The organism is Kocuria sp. HSID17590 (assembly GCF_003989485.1).
GTDB lineage: Bacteria > Actinomycetota > Actinomycetes > Actinomycetales > Micrococcaceae > Kocuria > Kocuria salsicia.
In genome coordinates this window covers 50,722-65,454 of the sequence record NZ_RBMB01000012.1, presented here as the reverse complement: position 1 = coordinate 65,454, position 14,733 = coordinate 50,722, and the positions used below count along the sequence as shown (strand labels likewise).

Genomic DNA, 14,733 nt, shown 5'->3' with positions numbered 1-14,733 from the left:
CTCTCGGCCGGGGCTCACGGGCGCCCGGCGACGTCGTCGTCCTCGTCCTCATCGCACGGCATCTCGCGGCCGGAACGAGAAAAGGCGCCGCTCCCCGAGGGGAACGGCGCCTGAACGGTAGCGGTGGACGGGCTCGATCCGTCGACCTCACGATTATGAGTCGTGCGCTCTAACCAGCTGAGCTACACCGCCACATCATGGATGAAACCCGCGATCCACGAGGAACCGCAGGTTGTCATCATGAGAGCCCCGACCGGGAATCGATCCCGGGACCTCCATCTTACCAAGATGGCGCTCTACCACTGAGCTATCGGGGCAACGCGGAATACTCTAACAGGATCAGGGCCCCGCGCAAAAATCGGCCCCGGGCCGCCGGATGCGCGCCCAGACGGCGACGCCGCCGGTCGCCTCGGTGGCCTCTCGAGCAGTGCTCCGGAACAGCACACGGCCCCCGCTTCACAGTGAAACGGGGGCCGTGTGGTGGCTCAGAGGGGCTCAGCGGCCGGAGTAGCCACCGTTGTTCTTGCCGTAGCTCTTCTTGCGGGGACGGTCCTGGTAGGAGGAGCCGCCGCCGCGCGGGCGACCGCCGCGGTCGTCACGGTAGCCACCGCGGTCCTCGCGGTAGCCCCCTCGGTCACCATGGTCGTCCCGGTACCCACCGCGGTCGCCGCGGTCGTCCCGGGAGCCGCCACGGTCACCGCGGTAGCCCCCGCGGTCGTTGCGGGGTGCCCGGTCACGGTCGCCGCCGCGGAAGCGGTTGCCACCGCCGCCGCTGCGGGCGCCACCCGGTCCGCGGTCCTCCTGGATGCGGATGGGTGCACCGTTGATCTGGGTGTTGGAGAGCTTGTCCAGCGTGCCCGCCGGCAGGTTCTCCGGCAGGCCCACGAGGGTGAACGTGGGGCGGATGTCGATCGCGCCGATCTGCGAGCCGTTCAGCCCACCCTCGTGCGTGAGCGCACCCACCACGGAGCCGGGCACCACGCGGTCGCGGTGGCCCACGGCGAGCTTGTACGTGCGCATGCCGGCCTCCTCGCCCGGGGCGCGGCGGTTGCGGGGCCCGCCACCGTCCTGACGGTCACGGTCCCGGTCGCGCTTGCGCTGGGGCACCTCCGGCAGGTCCTGCACGAGGAACGGACGGCCGTTCTGCGCGATCACGGCGAGTGCGGCCGCGATCTCCACCGCGTCGACGTCGTGCTCGGACTCGTAGCGCTCCACCAGCTCGCGGAACAGCGTGAGGTCCTCGGACTCGATGGTCTCCTCGATCTGCTGCGCGAAGTTGTCCTTGCGGGTCTGGTTGACCTCGTCCGTGGACGGCACGCGCATCTGCTCGACCGGCTGGCGGGTGGCCTTCTCGATGGCGCGCAGCAGGTACTTCTCGCGCGGCGTCATGAACAGGATCGCCTCGCCCTTGCGACCGGCGCGGCCCGTGCGGCCGATGCGGTGCACGTAGGACTCGGTGTCGTGGGGGATGTCGTAGTTGACCACCAGGGAGATCCGCTCCACGTCCAGACCCCGGGCGGCCACGTCCGTGGCGACGAGGATGTCGATCTTGCCCTCGCGCAGGGAATCCACCGTGCGCTCGCGCAGGTTCTGGGGGATGTCGCCGTTGATCGCGGCGGCGGTGTAGCCGCGGGCCTTGAGCTTGTCCGCGATCTCCTCGGTGGCGGCCTTGGTGCGCACGAAGACGATCACGCCGTCGTAGTCCTCGACCTCCAGCACACGGGTCATGGCGTCCAGCTTGTGGGGGCCCATGACCTGCATGTAGCGCTGGCGGGTGTTGGTGCCCGTGGTGGTCTTCGCCTTGACGGTGATCTCCTGCGGGTCGCGCAGGTACTGCTGCGCGATGCGGCGGATCGCCTTGGGCATGGTGGCGGAGAACAGCGCCACCTGCTTCTCGGTGGGGGTCTGCGCGAGGATCTTCTCGACGTCCTCGGAGAAGCCCATGCGCAGCATCTCGTCCGCCTCGTCCAGCACCACGTAGGCGATGTCGTCGAGCTTCAGGGAACCCTTGGAGAGGTGGTCGATCACGCGCCCGGGCGTGCCCACGACCACCTGCGCGCCGCGCTTGAGCCCGGCCAGCTGGGGTCCGTAGGAGGAGCCGCCGTAGACGGGCAGCACGGTGAAGTCGTCCAGGTGGGTGGCGTAGGAGCCGAAGGCCTCCGCGACCTGCAGCGCGAGCTCACGGGTGGGGGCCAGCACGAGCACGCGGGTGCTGCGCTGCGGGCCGTGCAGGTCCGAGAGCTCCGCGAGCTTGGACAGCGCCGGGACCGCGAACGCGGCGGTCTTGCCGGTGCCCGTCTGGGCGAGGCCGACGACGTCGCGGCCGCTGAGCAGCGCGGGGATCGTGGCCGCCTGGATGGGTGAGGGGTACTCGTAGCCGACCTCGTCGAGGGCTGCCAGCACGCGCCCGTCCACGCCGAGCTCGGCGAAGGTGGGCAGCTGGGGCTCGTCGGAGGAGTCCTTGGCGGGTGCCTGGGCGTCCTTCTCCGGCTCGCCCTGGGTCTTTGCGTCCTGGCTCTTCGCGTCCCGGGTCTCGACGTCCTGGGTCTTGACCTCGCGGGTCTCGACGTCGTGGTTCACGGGGGCGTCGGTGACCGCGGGTGCCTGCTCTGCAGCGTCGGCGACGTCGCCCGGCTCGGTGGCCGGCGCGGCGTCCGCAACGGCGGCGGCGTCGTCCTCGGTCACGATCCGGGTCTCGCCCGGCTCGCTCGCGGGGGCCACGGTGTGGGCGTTCGTGTGGTCTTCGGGGGTGGATTCAGTGGGCACGGAAGAACCTCGCTTCGGTGGAATGGAGTGACTGGCACCGGTGCGAGCGGAACGACCGCTGATGTCCAGGACCGACGTGCCGGTAACGGCGAAACGGTGCTGCAAGGACAGAGAACCGGGATGATGAACCCCCATCCTATCGCACGGCGGTCACGCCTCACGACGATTCGCGGGCCACCACGATGTTCGCCTCGTCACTGACCACGGTGTAGCGGTGCCCGTAGACGTCCTGCGCGTACCCGGCCACGTCCTGCGGCGGCGTGGTCCCCCACGTGCCGCCGGAGCGGTCCACCACCACGTACTCCGGAGCGGGATCCTCGCCGTTGCCGATCCAGTGCACGCGCGTACGGCTGACCAGCGCGTTCATCAGGGAGAGGTCCGTGGCCACGCTCGCGCCCTCCGGGATCTCCGCGACCGCCGCGGCCTTGACCTCCCCGCGCGGGTCCGGCTGCCACGCGGCGGGCGTGACCAGCTGCGCGAGCGGCTGCACCGTCCCCACCACCAGCGCGATCACGAGCGCCGCCCACGGCGCCCCCGCCGCCAGGACGGTGAGCACCGGCGCCTCGAACCGCGCGGACGGCGAGGTGGGCGCAGTGCCGCCCGTGCGGCGTCGGGCACGGTCCGCGTCCCCGCGCAGCCGGGCGACCGCGTCCACGAGCGCCACGAAGACCACGGGCATCAGCACGGCACTGTAGTGCCAGCCCGGACCCCAGTAGCCGTCGTTGGGCGAGAGCATGCGCCAGAGCAGGGTGGGCAGCGCCACGAGCAGCACGGGCGAGCGCACCGCCACCACCGCACCGCTCAGCAGCACGAGCAGCCACGTGACGAGCTTGCGCACCGGGACCACCAGCAGGATCACGGCGGACGCGGGGTCCATCAGGAAGCCAGCCGGGTCCAGCTTGTCCGCGTAGGCGAACTCCCCCGCCGGGTTCAGCGCGGGCAGCACAACACCCACCGCGAGCGCGGACACCCCCATGCCCCACACGGCGAGCACCGCGCCCCACAGGAGCACGGGATCGCGCCGCAGGCCGCGCAGGTCGCTGCGCCACTGGGCGTGGTCGAGGACGACGCCGCCGCTTCCCCGGTTTTCGACGCTGCCCCCGGTGCGTCCCAGGGTTTCTGCCGGTCCTGTGGTTCCTGTGGTCCCCGGAGTTCCCGGGCCGCCGGGGACCGCGGCGTCCGGCTGCCGCAGCAAGGCGGTGAGCACCGCGAGGCGGCGTCGTGCCTCCGGAGCCCACCGCCGGGCGAACGGGAGCACCGCGCGGCCCGCCAGCAGGGCGCCAATCACCGCAACCGTGACCCCCAGGTCCTCCTTGACCAGTGCGAGGGGTGCGGCCCACAGCGCGGTCGCGCGCCACCTGCCCTCCCGCCACGCACTCAGGGAGAGCGCGAGCAGCGGCACGGCCAGGGCGATCTCGTGGAACTGGACGGCCACGGCGTTCTGCAGCCCGAAGCTCAGCGCGCAGGCCACCCCCACGGCCGCCGCGGGAGTCGCGCGCAGCACCCGGGTGGCGCACCGGGTGACGACCGCCACCGAGAACCCGAACAGCACGTCCTGCACCAGCATCAGGGTCAGGGCGGAGGGGAAGAGCTTGTAGACGGGGGTCAGCACGACCAGCAGCGGGTGGAAGTGGTCGCCCAGCAGGTTGAAGCCGTGGCCCTTCAGATCCACCTCGGGACCGCGGCCGGAAGCGTAGGAGGAGAGCAGCTGCGTGAAGATTGCGTTGTCCCACGAGGGCACCTCCCAGCGGATCCACTGGCTCCAGGACAGCGCGCAGTACAGGGCCGTGGCGAGCACGCCCACGAGCACGGGGAGCCAGCGGGCGAACCCGGTGGGCCGGATCGCGGGGATCGGGGGCTCGGTGGCGTCCTGGTGGCCGAGGGACTCAGCGGATGCGGGGAACCCGGCCGAGCGGGGGGATGTGTGCTGCGGGGTCACCGGTTCTCCGTCCGGAATCTGGGCCGTGCCGCTGGGGGTGCGGCGTGCGGGAGGGGACGATGCTGACGGCGGAGCGTCGCGTCAGACGGGTGGTGCCGGGTTGGCGCGTTGTCGGTCAGGCTAGTGAATTGGGCTGGCGCGTGGGCCGAGCAGCGGGACCACCTCCGGTCAAGGTACCGCGCGGCCGTCGAACCGTCGCGGCTGCCGCCGGTCGTGTCGAGCGGCTTCCCGTGCCGCCGGGACGGCGCGGTGTGCGTGTCGGAGGGCGGTGGGATTCTGGGGTCATGACGACGCACGTGAGCACCAGGGCCGCCCGGAGGACGACGGCGCGCGCCGGAGTTCCCGAGGAACCTGCCGCCACCGCGCGCTGGACGCCGGCCGCACCGGTGCACCTGGCGCAGACCCTGCGTGTGCTCGCGCGCGGGGCGGAGGACCCCACCGTGCGCGTGCTCGGAGAGGACTGCGTGTGGATCACGGCCCGGTGGAAGGGGCTGCCGGTCAGTGCACGCTTCTCCCGGGTACTGGAGGAGCGCGAGACGAAGCCGCTCGAGCGAGACGTGCTGGCGGAAGCCTGGGGACCAGGGGCGCTCGCATGGCTGCCGAACGCACCCCGCTGGGTGGGAGCCGCCGACGACTGGACGGCGTTCGAGTCCTCCCCCGCGTACGGGCAGCTGCCCGCACCCCTGACCCGGGCCCGGCACGAGCACCCAGGGCTGCGGCTGCCGGCCACCGGCACCGTGCTGGACCGCGCCGTCGTGTCCGTGCTGGAGCAGCGGGTCACGGCCATCGAGGCAGTGCGCGCGCACAGGGCTCTGCTGCGCTGGGTGGGCGAGGACGCCCCCGGACCCGCCCCGCACGGGATGCGCGTGCCGCCGAGTGCGCAGCAGTGGCGCCGCGTCCCCTCCTGGCAGTGGCACCGGGCCGGCGTGGACCCGGCGCGCTCAGCGACTGTGATGCGCGTGGTCCACCGGGCCTCGGCGCTGGAGCGGCTGGCGGAGCACACGGATCCGGCGCGGGTGAGGCAGGCGCTGCAGTCGATCGACGGGATCGGGCCGTGGACGGCTGCAGAGATCACCCAGTGCACCCACGCGGACCCGGACGGGGTGAGCGTGTACGACTACCACCTGGCGGACTACGTGTGCTGGTTCTTCGACGGTGCCCCGGGATCCGATGCCCGCATGCTCGAGCTGCTCGAGCCGTGGCGCGGCCACCGCCAGCGCGTGGTGCGACTCATCAAGGCCAGCGGCCACCGCAAGCCGTCGTTCGGACCCCGGATGACCCCGGCGGACCATCGCCACCACTGAGGCCACCGCCACTGGGATGGTTGAGGTATGGCTGTCCTGCCTGGCGACGCCTGCGGATCCGGCGCAGACTACGGAACATGTCACAGCACACCATTCCAGAACCCCACGCCAAGGCCTCCGGCGAAAGGCTCAACAAGCTGCGCGCAGGCGTCCTGGGAGCGAACGACGGCATCGTCTCGGTGGCCGCCACCGTGGTGGGCGTGGCCGGTGCCACCGTCTCAACCGGGCCCATCCTCGTCGCCGGAACCGCCGCCGTGATCGGTGGTGCGCTCTCCATGGCCCTGGGCGAGTACGTCTCGGTGTCGAGCCAGAAGGACTCCGAGGAGGCGCTGATCGAGAGGGAGAAGTGGGAGCTGCGTGAGATGCCCGATGCCGAGCTGGAGGAGCTCGAGGAGCTCTACCGCGAGCGCGGCCTTAGCCAGGCCACGGCGCACCAGGTGGCGCTCGAGCTCACCGAGAAGGACGCACTGAAGGCCCACCTGGATGCGGAGCTCGGCATCAACGAGGACGACATCGCCAACCCGTGGGCCGCCGCCATCTCCTCCGCGCTCTCGTTCTTCGTCGGCTCGCTGCTTCCGGTGCTCGCGATCCTCCTCCCGCCACCCGAGTGGCGGATTCCCGTCACCTTCGTGGCGGTGCTCATCGCCCTGGCCCTCACGGGAACCCTGGGGGCGCGCCTCGGCGAGACCCCGCACGTTGCCCGCGCCGCCACGCGCGTGGTCGTGGGTGGCGCCATCGCCCTGGCCGTCACGTTCCTGATCGGCTCCCTGCTGGGCGTCTCCGCCGCGTGACGCACCCCGCCTGAACACAGAACGAGGGCGGCTCCCCAATGGGGAGCCGCCCTCGTTCGTGTCCTTCACGGGCTCGGTGTGGCCCGCTCATGTGCTGCGGCGGGGCCACGAACCGGCCGATGCCGGAGACCTGCCAGCGCGGGAACTGTCAGTTCTGAGGCGCCTCGGGCTCTGCTCCGCCCTCGGCGGCCTGCTTGGCCACCTCGGCACGGACCTCGTCCATGTCAAGGTTCTTGACCGCCCCGATGACCTCCTCCAGGGAGGACGCCGGAAGCGCTCCGGGCTGGGAGAAGACGAGGATGCCCTCGCGGAACGCCATGAGGGTGGGGATCGAGGAGATCTGGGCGGCTGCAGCCAGGCCCTGCTCCGCCTCGGTGTCCACCTTGCCGAACACGATGTCCGGGTTCTTCTCGGAGGCCGTCTCGTAGGTGGGCGCGAACTGCTTGCACGGTCCGCACCAGTCTGCCCACCAGTCCAGCAACACGATGTCGTTGTCAGAAATGGTCTGGCCCAGGGTGTCCTGGGTGATCTCTACAGTAGCCATGCGTCCACGATAGGACGCCGCCTCCCCAGCACTCCAGACCGTTCACTGCCGGCTCAAGGACCCCCGGTGGGGCCGCCGCGAGCAGGCGGGGCGACGTCGTCGTCCCCGCCACCTGGCGAGGCCACGGTGCGCGCGGCGACGAGCGAAGATGCGGCGGGTGCGCACCCGCCGAGATGCCGGTGCGTGCAACCCCGGGCGACGCCGCGTTGTCACGGTCCCTGGGGCTGGACCCGGTTACACGAAAGGAGCCTTCCCGACCCTCTCGGTCCGGGAAGGCTCCTTCACTCTTGCCGGTGTCACGCACGCCGGCGGCGGTGGCAGGTGAGGGATTCGAACCCCCGTAGGCATTGCCAGCTGATTTACAGTCAGCCCCCTTTGGCCGCTCGGGTAACCTGCCGAGGCATCCAACGCACACGTACTGTGTGCGACGAAGCACCTCAACAGTACACGGTGAGCCTTTGGGCCCCAAAATCGTCGCCAGGAGGAAAACACCATGCAGAACAGCACATCAACCACCCGCGCTGTTGTGCTCGGCGGTGGCGGAACGGCAGGTATCGCCTGGGAGAGCGGTCTCCTCGCGGGTCTCCTGGATTCTGGGGTGGACCTCGGGGCCGCGGACCTCGTAGTGGGTACGTCTGCGGGGTCTGTCGTGGCGGTGCAGCTGCGCGCCAACGCCCTCACCACGCATTTCCCGCGCACGGAGTCTCCCCAGGCCAGCGCGGACGCGCAGGGACCCGTCTCCTCACCGGCCGCACCGCCGTTCGACGCTGAGAAGTTCGTGCAGCTGATGGGAACGGCTGCCGAGAGCGCCACGGGTCCGCAGGATGCCCGCGCGCGGCTCGGGGCGCGGGGCGCGGGCGACGGCATCGACCGCGGTCATGACCGAGGAGGCGTGGCTCGCGCGCATCGGTCACACGCTGCCGCGCGACTGGCCGACGGGCGAGCTTGCACTCACCGCCGTGGACAGCGCGGACGGCGCCTTCACGGTCTTCAATGCCCGCAGCAGCGTGCTCCTGGAAAAGGCCGTGGCGGCAAGCTGCACGGTTCCCACGGTGTTCCCCCTGGTGCACATCGACGGCCACGCCTACATGGACGGTGGGATGCGCTCCGCGACCAACGCGGACCTCGCGGCCGGACACGACAAGGTGCTGGTGATCTCGTGCAACCCCGAACCGCGCACGAGCCCCTTCGGACCCACCCTGGACGAGTCGCTGCTGCTGATCGAGGAGACCGGCGACGCGTTCCACATCACCGCAGACGGCGCCAGCCGCGCGGCGTTCGGCAGGAATCCCCTGGATCCTGCGCGTCGGATACCCTCGTTCGAAGCCGGTCTCGCACAGGCGGAACAGCTCGCGGACCGCGTCAAGGAGTTCTGGAGCGCGTGAGCACGCGGTGCCCGTGTTCCGGGGACGGCACCCCAGCAACCAAGGAGTGGACAGTGGCATCGGAATCATCGTTCGACGTGGTCAGCAAGGTCGACAAGCAGGAGGTCTCCAACGCCCTGAACCAGGCGCAGAAGGAGGTCTCCCAGCGCTACGACTTCCGCGGTGTGGGCGCGGACATCGACTTCTCCGGGGAGAAGATCCTCATCAAGGCCAACTCGCAGGAGCGCGCGGAGGCCGTGCTGGACGTCTTCCAGTCCAAGCTGGTCAAGCGCGGCATCTCGCTGAAGTCCCTGGACTCCGGTGAGCCCTACGCCTCCGGCAAGGAGTACCGCATCGAGTCCACCGTCAAGGAGGGCATCGCCCAGGACCAGGCGAAGAAGATCACCAAGCTGATCCGGGACGAGGGCCCCAAGGGCGTGAAGGCCACCATCCAGGGCGACGAGCTGCGCGTCTCCTCCAAGTCCCGCGACGACCTGCAGGAGATCATCTCCCTGCTCAAGGGCTCGGACCTGGAGGTCGACCTGCAGTTCGTGAACTACCGCTGACCCCGGCCGCCGGAAAGCTTCCGGCACCGCTCGCGGACGAGCAGAACGAGACGGACGACGCCGCCCAGCCCGGGCGGCGTCGTCCGTCTCCTCGTGTCAGCGGTTGCCGTAGAAGCCGCCGGAGCGCGCCATGTTCTCCAGGCGCGCCACGCGGTCGTCGGTGCTCGGGTGGGTGCGGAACAGTCCGGAGACCGCCCCGCCGCGGAACGGGTTGGCGATCATCAGGTGGGAGGTGTTCACGAGCTTCTGGTCCTCCGGGTCCATGGGCCGCTGGTCCGCCCCGCCCTCGATCTTGCGCAGCGCGGAGGCCAGGGCCAGCGGGTCCCCGGTGAGCTTGGCGCCGTCCTCGTCCGCGTCGTACTCGCGCGTGCGGGAGATGGCCAGCTGGATGACCGAGGCGGCGAGCGGGGCGAGGAACGCCATGAGCAGACCCACCAGCATGTTGCCTCCCCCACCACGGTTGTCGTTGCTGCGTCCGCCGAACATGGCCGCGAACTGCAGCATCTGCGCCGCGGAGGTGATCAGCCCCGCCACGGCCGCGGCCACGGACGAGGTGAGGATGTCCCTGTTGTAGACGTGCATCAGCTCGTGGCCCAGCACGGCGCGCAGCTCGCGCTCGTCGAGCATCTGCAGGATCCCCTCGGTGCAGCACACCGCCGCGTGCTCCGGGTTGCGTCCTGTGGCGAACGCGTTGGGGCTCATGGTCGGGGCGATGTAGAGCCGCGGCATGGGCTGCCCGGCCGCCTGCGAGAGCTCGCGCACGATCCGGTACATGGCGGGCGCCTGTTGCGGGCTCACGGGGACCGCGCGCATGGATGCCAGCGCCAGCTTGTCCGAGTTCCAGTAGCTGTAGGCCGTGCCGGCCAGGCCGATCACCCCGAACAGGATGATGAAGAATGAGCTGCGCGTGGCGCCGGCGATGACCCAGCCGATCCCGAGCAGCACCGCCCACATCCCGCCCAGCAGCAGTGCGGTCTTCACGCCGTTGTAGTGCCGATGCATTAAGTCTTCTCCTCCGGGGCTCGCGCCCGTGGGTCGTGTGGGTTGGTATGAGGTTCCGCGCCCGGCGCCGGGGCCGCCGTTCGGCCCGTGGGCGCCGCCGCCGTACGCCCGGCCCATCACAACGGCAGGCAGAGGACGATGTCGCCGAGGACCAGCGAGATGGTGCAGTCGCTGGGCGAGGGGCTCGGGTTAGATTCCCCGGGCCTGGGATCGGTGCTCGGAACCACCGTGACCTGCGACTCGCCGCTCGGCAGCGGATCACCGGTCTGGACGGGGTCCGTCGACACAACCGGGGAGGACTCCCCCACCGGCTCACTCGGATCCGGGTTCAGTGGGCTCTGCGGATGGGGAAGCAGCGTGGAGCCGGGGAGTTCCGAGAGACCCGTACCGGGAGGATCGACGATGGTCGGCAGGGACGGCTCGACCGCCGGACGAGCCGGCGCGGCGTCGTCGACGTTCCGAACGGCTCCCGACTCCTGGTCGACGTCGCTGACCTGGTCGGTTTCCTCACCCGCCGCCTGCTGCCCAGCTGCGGCGTCGTCGGCACCGGCACCGGCCGCACCCTGGACCCCCGCAGCGCCCGCCGGGCGGTCCCCGCTGGCCGGTGACCGCCCACCCCCGGGCGCCACCCCGTCACCCGCGGTGGCATCGAGTCCCTGCGTGGGTTCGGCGGCCACGGAGACCGCGTCCCCTCCGCCCGAGTTGGTCGCGGCCACGATCCCCACGGCCGCGGCGGCAGCGACGAGGACGGCTGTGGCCGCGACGGCGAGCCCGGCCCCGGATCCCACCAGTGAGGCCACCCCACCGGCGGAGGAGGCGGCGCCTGCGCCAGAGGAGCCGACGGCGGTGCTTCCCTCGGACACCGAGGCGCCCGCGGCGCTCTCCGCCGCCACCCCGGCTCCGGCCGCCGCACCCGCGCCGAGCAGCGGCGTGCCGGCGAGTGCCGTGGCCAGGTGGGATCCCTCGGCGCCCCACAGGGGAAGCCCGGCGAGCACGGGCAGGATCCAGCCGCGCAGCCCGAGCCCCAGGTCCTGCAGCTGCAGGTACTCCGCCGTGCAGCGGGGGCACCCGTCCAGGTGGTCCTGGACGGCCTTGGTGCGCGGCGGGGTGAGCGAACCGCGGGTGAACGCGCCGAGCTGGGACGAGTACTCGCGGCAGTCCTCGAGCGCCCGCGCGGAGACGTGCTCCTGCACGTAGGCGGCACGCAGGCCCTCGCGTGCCCGCTTGCCGAGCGCGGAGACCGCATTGGGCTGGGCGCCGACGACGCCCGCCACCTGCCGCGGCCTGCGCCCCTCGACCTCGAGGTACCACAGGATCTCCTGCCAGCGCTCGGGCAGGGACGCGAACGCGCGGGCCACCACGGCGGAGTCCACCTGGCGCACCACGGTGTCGTCGAAGAGCTCCACCCGGTCCAGCGGCCCGTTCGGCTGGGGATCCTCGGGGCGGGTGCGCGTGAGCTCGTTGGCACGGTCAGCCGCCAGGCGCGAGACGGCGGTCACGAGGTAGGCGCGCAGGAACTCCCGGGGGCCCTTGCCCTCGCGCAGCAGCCCGAGCACACGCGTGAACGCCTCCGAGACGAGGTCCTGGGCGTCCGACTCGTTGCGAAAGTGCATCCGGGCGACGGCGAGCGCGGCTCCTCGGTGGCGCTCGTAGAGTTCCGCGAACGCCGCAGAGTCCCCGTTGCGCACGGCGGTGAGCAGCCGTTCGTCGCTGGCAGGAGGCTCGTCCCGGCCCTGGGGACGCGCGCTGCGGGAGGCTGCGCTGTGTGTCATGACGCTCTCTGGAAGAAGAAGACGGTGGTGCTGCTGAGCCCATTGTGTCAGTACCCGCGGGGAAGCGGCAGTGCGTTTGCTCCACGCGGGGCCGGGAGAACGGTCGGGGGTGGAGCCGGCCCCCACCGGCTCCACCCCCGTCTCCTAGCACCGCTCTCTCCCCCTGGCCGGGCAGCCCGCCCGGCCGAGAGTCGCTCTCACCCACCGTGTGCCACGCGATGTGTCCCCGTACGTGAGGTGGCACCGGTTCGTCGGCCCCGAGCGATCGGACCGTCCGGAATCCCGTGCGGCCCGCACGCGATTCACTGTGTAGACAGGCGGGGAGGGAAAACGTGACGCGGGATCCGAAAACTTTTTTCGCGGGCCCCGCCCGAGCCCGTCCGAGGCCGGGAGGGGCGGCGCCGGGCCCCCTCCAGGAAGCCGCACGACGTCGTCGTCCCCCGGCTCCGTGCCCACCTCCCGAGGCCGCGGAAGGCGCGGAATTCCACGGAATCCTGCGACTTAGGACACACTAACTATTGTGAATGGCTCAGAATAAGATTAGAGTGAGGCGCATGGAGACCACTGCTGCGGCCGAAACGCACCCCTCACGGGACGCGTGGACCTCGCACCTGCGCTCGCACGGGCGCAGGGTCACCAAGCAGCGTCTCGCGGTGCTGGACGCCGTGGACGCCGTGCCGCACGCCACCGCGGAGGACACGGTGCAGCAGGTCCGCGCGGTCCTGCCCACCATCTCCGTCCAGTCGGTGTACGTGGTCCTCTCGGACCTCGCGGCCATCGGCATGGTGTCGAAGTTCGAACCGCCCGGATCCCCGGCGCGGTACGAGATCCGCACCGGTGACAACCACCACCACGCGTACTGCATCTCCTGCGGCGTCATCCAGGACGTGCCGTGCGCGGTGGGACACGCTCCGTGTCTCACGCCCTCGGAGGACCACGGCTTCCAGCTGCTGTCCGCCGAGGTGGTCTTCAGGGGCATCTGCCCGAGCTGCCAGCACAGTGGCGCGCAGCAGGACCCCGAGGCCCCGTAGTACCGTCCACACCTTCGTCGGATCCCATCCATCACCCAGGAGGAACCATGTCTGACACCACTCCCCACGAGCACGGACTGCGCAAGACCGGCTCGTTCACCACGAACCAGGAGGGCCTGCCCCTCCCCACGAACGCCGACGCGCACTCGCTGAGCGTGGGCCCGGACGGGCCCATCGTCCTGCACGACTCCTACGTCGTGGAGAAGCTGGCGGCGTTCGACCGCGAGCGCGTTCCCGAGCGCGTGGTGCACGCCAAGGGCGCCGGTGCCTTCGGCGAGCTCGAGATCACCGAGGACGTCTCCCAGTACACGAAGGCCGCGGTGTTCCAGAAGGGCACCAAGACCCCCATGCTGGCGCGCTTCTCCACCGTTGCCGGTGAGCAGGGCTCCCCGGACACCTGGCGCGACCCCCGCGGCTTCGCCCTGAAGTTCTACACCACCGAGGGCAACCTGGACATCGTGGGCAACAACACCCCGATCTTCTTCGTGCGCGACGGCATCAAGTTCCCGGACTTCATCCACTCGCAGAAGCGCCTGCCCGGTTCCGGCATGCGCGACAACACCATGCAGTGGGACTTCTGGACCCAGTCGCCCGAGTCCGCCCACCAGGTCACCTACCTCATGGGCCCCCGCGGCATCCCGAAGTCCTACCGCCACATGAACGGCTACGGCTCCCACACCTACCAGTGGAGCAACGAGGCCGGTGAGCGCTTCTGGATCAAGTACCACTTCATCTCCGACCAGGGCGTCGAGGGCCTGACCGGGCCCGAGGCCGAGGAGATCGCGGGCAAGGACGCGGACGCGCACCGTCGCGACCTCTACGATTCCATCGAGAAGGGCGAGTTCCCCTCGTGGACCATGTACGTGCAGGTCATGCCGTACGAGGACGCCAAGACGTACCGGTTCAACCCGTTCGACGTCACCAAGACGATCTCCCAGAAGGACTACCCCCGCATCAAGGTGGGCAAGTTCACGCTGAACCAGAACCCGCTGAACTACTTCGCGCAGATCGAGCAGGCGGCGTTCTCCCCCAGCAACACCGTGCCCGGTGTGGAGATCTCCCCGGACAAGATGCTCATGACCCGCGTGTTCTCCTACCCGGACACGCACCGTCACCGCATCGGCGCGAACTTCGCGGACCTGCCCGTGAACTTCCCGTACCGCTCGGAGATGAACTCGTACTCGCAGGACGGGCCCATGCGGTACACGTTCAAGCACCCGAACCAGCCCGTCTACGCGCCGAACACCCAGGGCGGGCCCGTGGCCGGCTCCGGTCCGGTCAAGGCCGACGAGCTGCGCTGGGAGTCGGACGGGGACCTGCTGCGCGCCGCCGCGACCCTGCACTCCGAGGACGACGACTTCGGTCAGCCCGGCACCCTATACCGCGAGGTCTTCAGCGACGAGGAGAAGGCCGAGACGGTCGAGAACATCGCCGGTCACATCGGTGACGTGACGGACCCGACGATCAAGGAGGCCGCCTTCCAGTACTGGGAGAAGGTCGACGCCGATCTCGGCCGCCGCGTCCGCGAGGCCGAGGCCCGCAACGCAGGTTCGGACGCCTACGGCATCTGATCCCACACCGGTGAGCGGGCCGCGCGCCCGCTGACCCGGCTACGGCAGAGGCCCCGTTCCCTCTTCGGAGGGGACGGGGCCTC

At 70.7% G+C, this 14,733-nt stretch carries 11 protein-coding genes and 3 tRNA genes; 6 read left to right on the top strand and 8 right to left on the bottom strand.

The window, feature by feature from the left end; all coding sequences use genetic code 11:
- Positions 1–118: 118 nt before the first annotated feature.
- The 4 genes from D8M39_RS06020 to D8M39_RS06005 form a co-directional block, all read right to left on the bottom strand.
- Positions 119–192: transfer RNA gene (locus tag D8M39_RS06020), tRNA-Met, on the bottom strand.
- A gap of 53 nt (positions 193–245) precedes the next feature.
- Positions 246–317: transfer RNA gene (locus tag D8M39_RS06015), tRNA-Thr, on the bottom strand.
- 178 nt (positions 318–495) lie between these two features.
- Entirely contained in the window at positions 496–2,766 is a 2,271-nt protein-coding gene (locus tag D8M39_RS06010; RefSeq protein WP_174233446.1) for a DEAD/DEAH box helicase, read from the bottom strand.
- Between the two features lie 157 nt (positions 2,767–2,923).
- Positions 2,924–4,705 (bottom strand): DUF2079 domain-containing protein, encoded by a 1,782-nt coding sequence (locus D8M39_RS06005; RefSeq protein ID WP_238693978.1) that lies wholly within the window; start codon positions 4,703–4,705, stop codon positions 2,924–2,926.
- A 296-nt stretch (positions 4,706–5,001) separates the two neighbouring features.
- Between D8M39_RS06005 and D8M39_RS06000 the strand changes: the two genes are divergently transcribed.
- Positions 5,002–6,009 (top strand): DNA-3-methyladenine glycosylase, encoded by a 1,008-nt coding sequence (locus D8M39_RS06000; RefSeq protein ID WP_238693977.1) that lies wholly within the window; start codon positions 5,002–5,004, stop codon positions 6,007–6,009.
- A 77-nt stretch (positions 6,010–6,086) separates the two neighbouring features.
- Positions 6,087–6,800 (top strand): VIT family protein, encoded by a 714-nt coding sequence (locus D8M39_RS05995; protein WP_126874631.1) that lies wholly within the window; start codon positions 6,087–6,089, stop codon positions 6,798–6,800.
- A gap of 148 nt (positions 6,801–6,948) precedes the next feature.
- On the opposite strand, the gene D8M39_RS05990 is transcribed toward D8M39_RS05995, so the two are convergent.
- Positions 6,949–7,344, bottom strand: coding sequence for a co-chaperone YbbN (locus D8M39_RS05990; RefSeq protein WP_126874630.1), 396 nt, complete (start codon positions 7,342–7,344; stop codon positions 6,949–6,951).
- 315 nt (positions 7,345–7,659) lie between these two features.
- Positions 7,660–7,741, bottom strand: a tRNA-Tyr gene (locus D8M39_RS05985).
- A 481-nt stretch (positions 7,742–8,222) separates the two neighbouring features.
- Here D8M39_RS05985 and D8M39_RS12970 point away from each other — a divergent pair.
- Positions 8,223–8,729: a patatin-like phospholipase family protein gene (locus D8M39_RS12970; RefSeq protein ID WP_238693976.1), complete on the top strand. Its 507-nt coding sequence runs from the start codon at positions 8,223–8,225 to the stop codon at positions 8,727–8,729.
- A 53-nt stretch (positions 8,730–8,782) separates the two neighbouring features.
- Complete coding sequence (locus D8M39_RS05975; protein WP_126874629.1) at positions 8,783–9,274, top strand: YajQ family cyclic di-GMP-binding protein; 492 nt, start codon at positions 8,783–8,785, stop codon at positions 9,272–9,274.
- Positions 9,275–9,370: 96 nt separating this feature from the next.
- On the opposite strand, the gene htpX is transcribed toward D8M39_RS05975, so the two are convergent.
- Both htpX and D8M39_RS05965 read right to left on the bottom strand, forming a co-directional pair.
- Positions 9,371–10,276, bottom strand: a complete 906-nt coding sequence (gene htpX / locus D8M39_RS05970) for a zinc metalloprotease HtpX (RefSeq protein ID WP_126874628.1) — start codon at positions 10,274–10,276, stop codon at positions 9,371–9,373.
- A gap of 116 nt (positions 10,277–10,392) precedes the next feature.
- Positions 10,393–12,048, bottom strand: a complete 1,656-nt coding sequence (locus D8M39_RS05965; RefSeq protein ID WP_126874627.1) for a sigma-70 family RNA polymerase sigma factor — start codon at positions 12,046–12,048, stop codon at positions 10,393–10,395.
- A 554-nt stretch (positions 12,049–12,602) separates the two neighbouring features.
- On the opposite strand from D8M39_RS05965, the gene D8M39_RS05960 reads away from it, so the two are divergent.
- Positions 12,603–13,079, top strand: coding sequence for a Fur family transcriptional regulator (locus D8M39_RS05960; protein WP_055083244.1), 477 nt, complete (start codon positions 12,603–12,605; stop codon positions 13,077–13,079).
- A gap of 47 nt (positions 13,080–13,126) precedes the next feature.
- Complete coding sequence (locus tag D8M39_RS05955) at positions 13,127–14,650, top strand: catalase (RefSeq protein ID WP_055083246.1); 1,524 nt, start codon at positions 13,127–13,129, stop codon at positions 14,648–14,650.
- Positions 14,651–14,733 lie beyond the last annotated feature (83 nt).

Excerpts from the sequence above, each read along its gene's own strand:
- D8M39_RS05995 (WP_126874631.1), top strand. The coding sequence starts at position 6,087 with ATGTCACAGCACACCATTCCAGAACCCCACGCCAAGGCCTCCGGCGAA.
- D8M39_RS05990 (WP_126874630.1), bottom strand. The coding sequence starts at position 7,344 with ATGGCTACTGTAGAGATCACCCAGGACACCCTGGGCCAGACCATTTCT.
- D8M39_RS12970 (WP_238693976.1), top strand. The coding sequence starts at position 8,223 with ATGACCGAGGAGGCGTGGCTCGCGCGCATCGGTCACACGCTGCCGCGC.
- htpX (WP_126874628.1), bottom strand. The coding sequence starts at position 10,276 with ATGCATCGGCACTACAACGGCGTGAAGACCGCACTGCTGCTGGGCGGG.
- D8M39_RS05965 (WP_126874627.1), bottom strand. The coding sequence starts at position 12,048 with ATGACACACAGCGCAGCCTCCCGCAGCGCGCGTCCCCAGGGCCGGGAC.
- D8M39_RS05960 (WP_055083244.1), top strand. The coding sequence starts at position 12,603 with ATGGAGACCACTGCTGCGGCCGAAACGCACCCCTCACGGGACGCGTGG.
- D8M39_RS05955 (WP_055083246.1), top strand. The coding sequence starts at position 13,127 with ATGTCTGACACCACTCCCCACGAGCACGGACTGCGCAAGACCGGCTCG.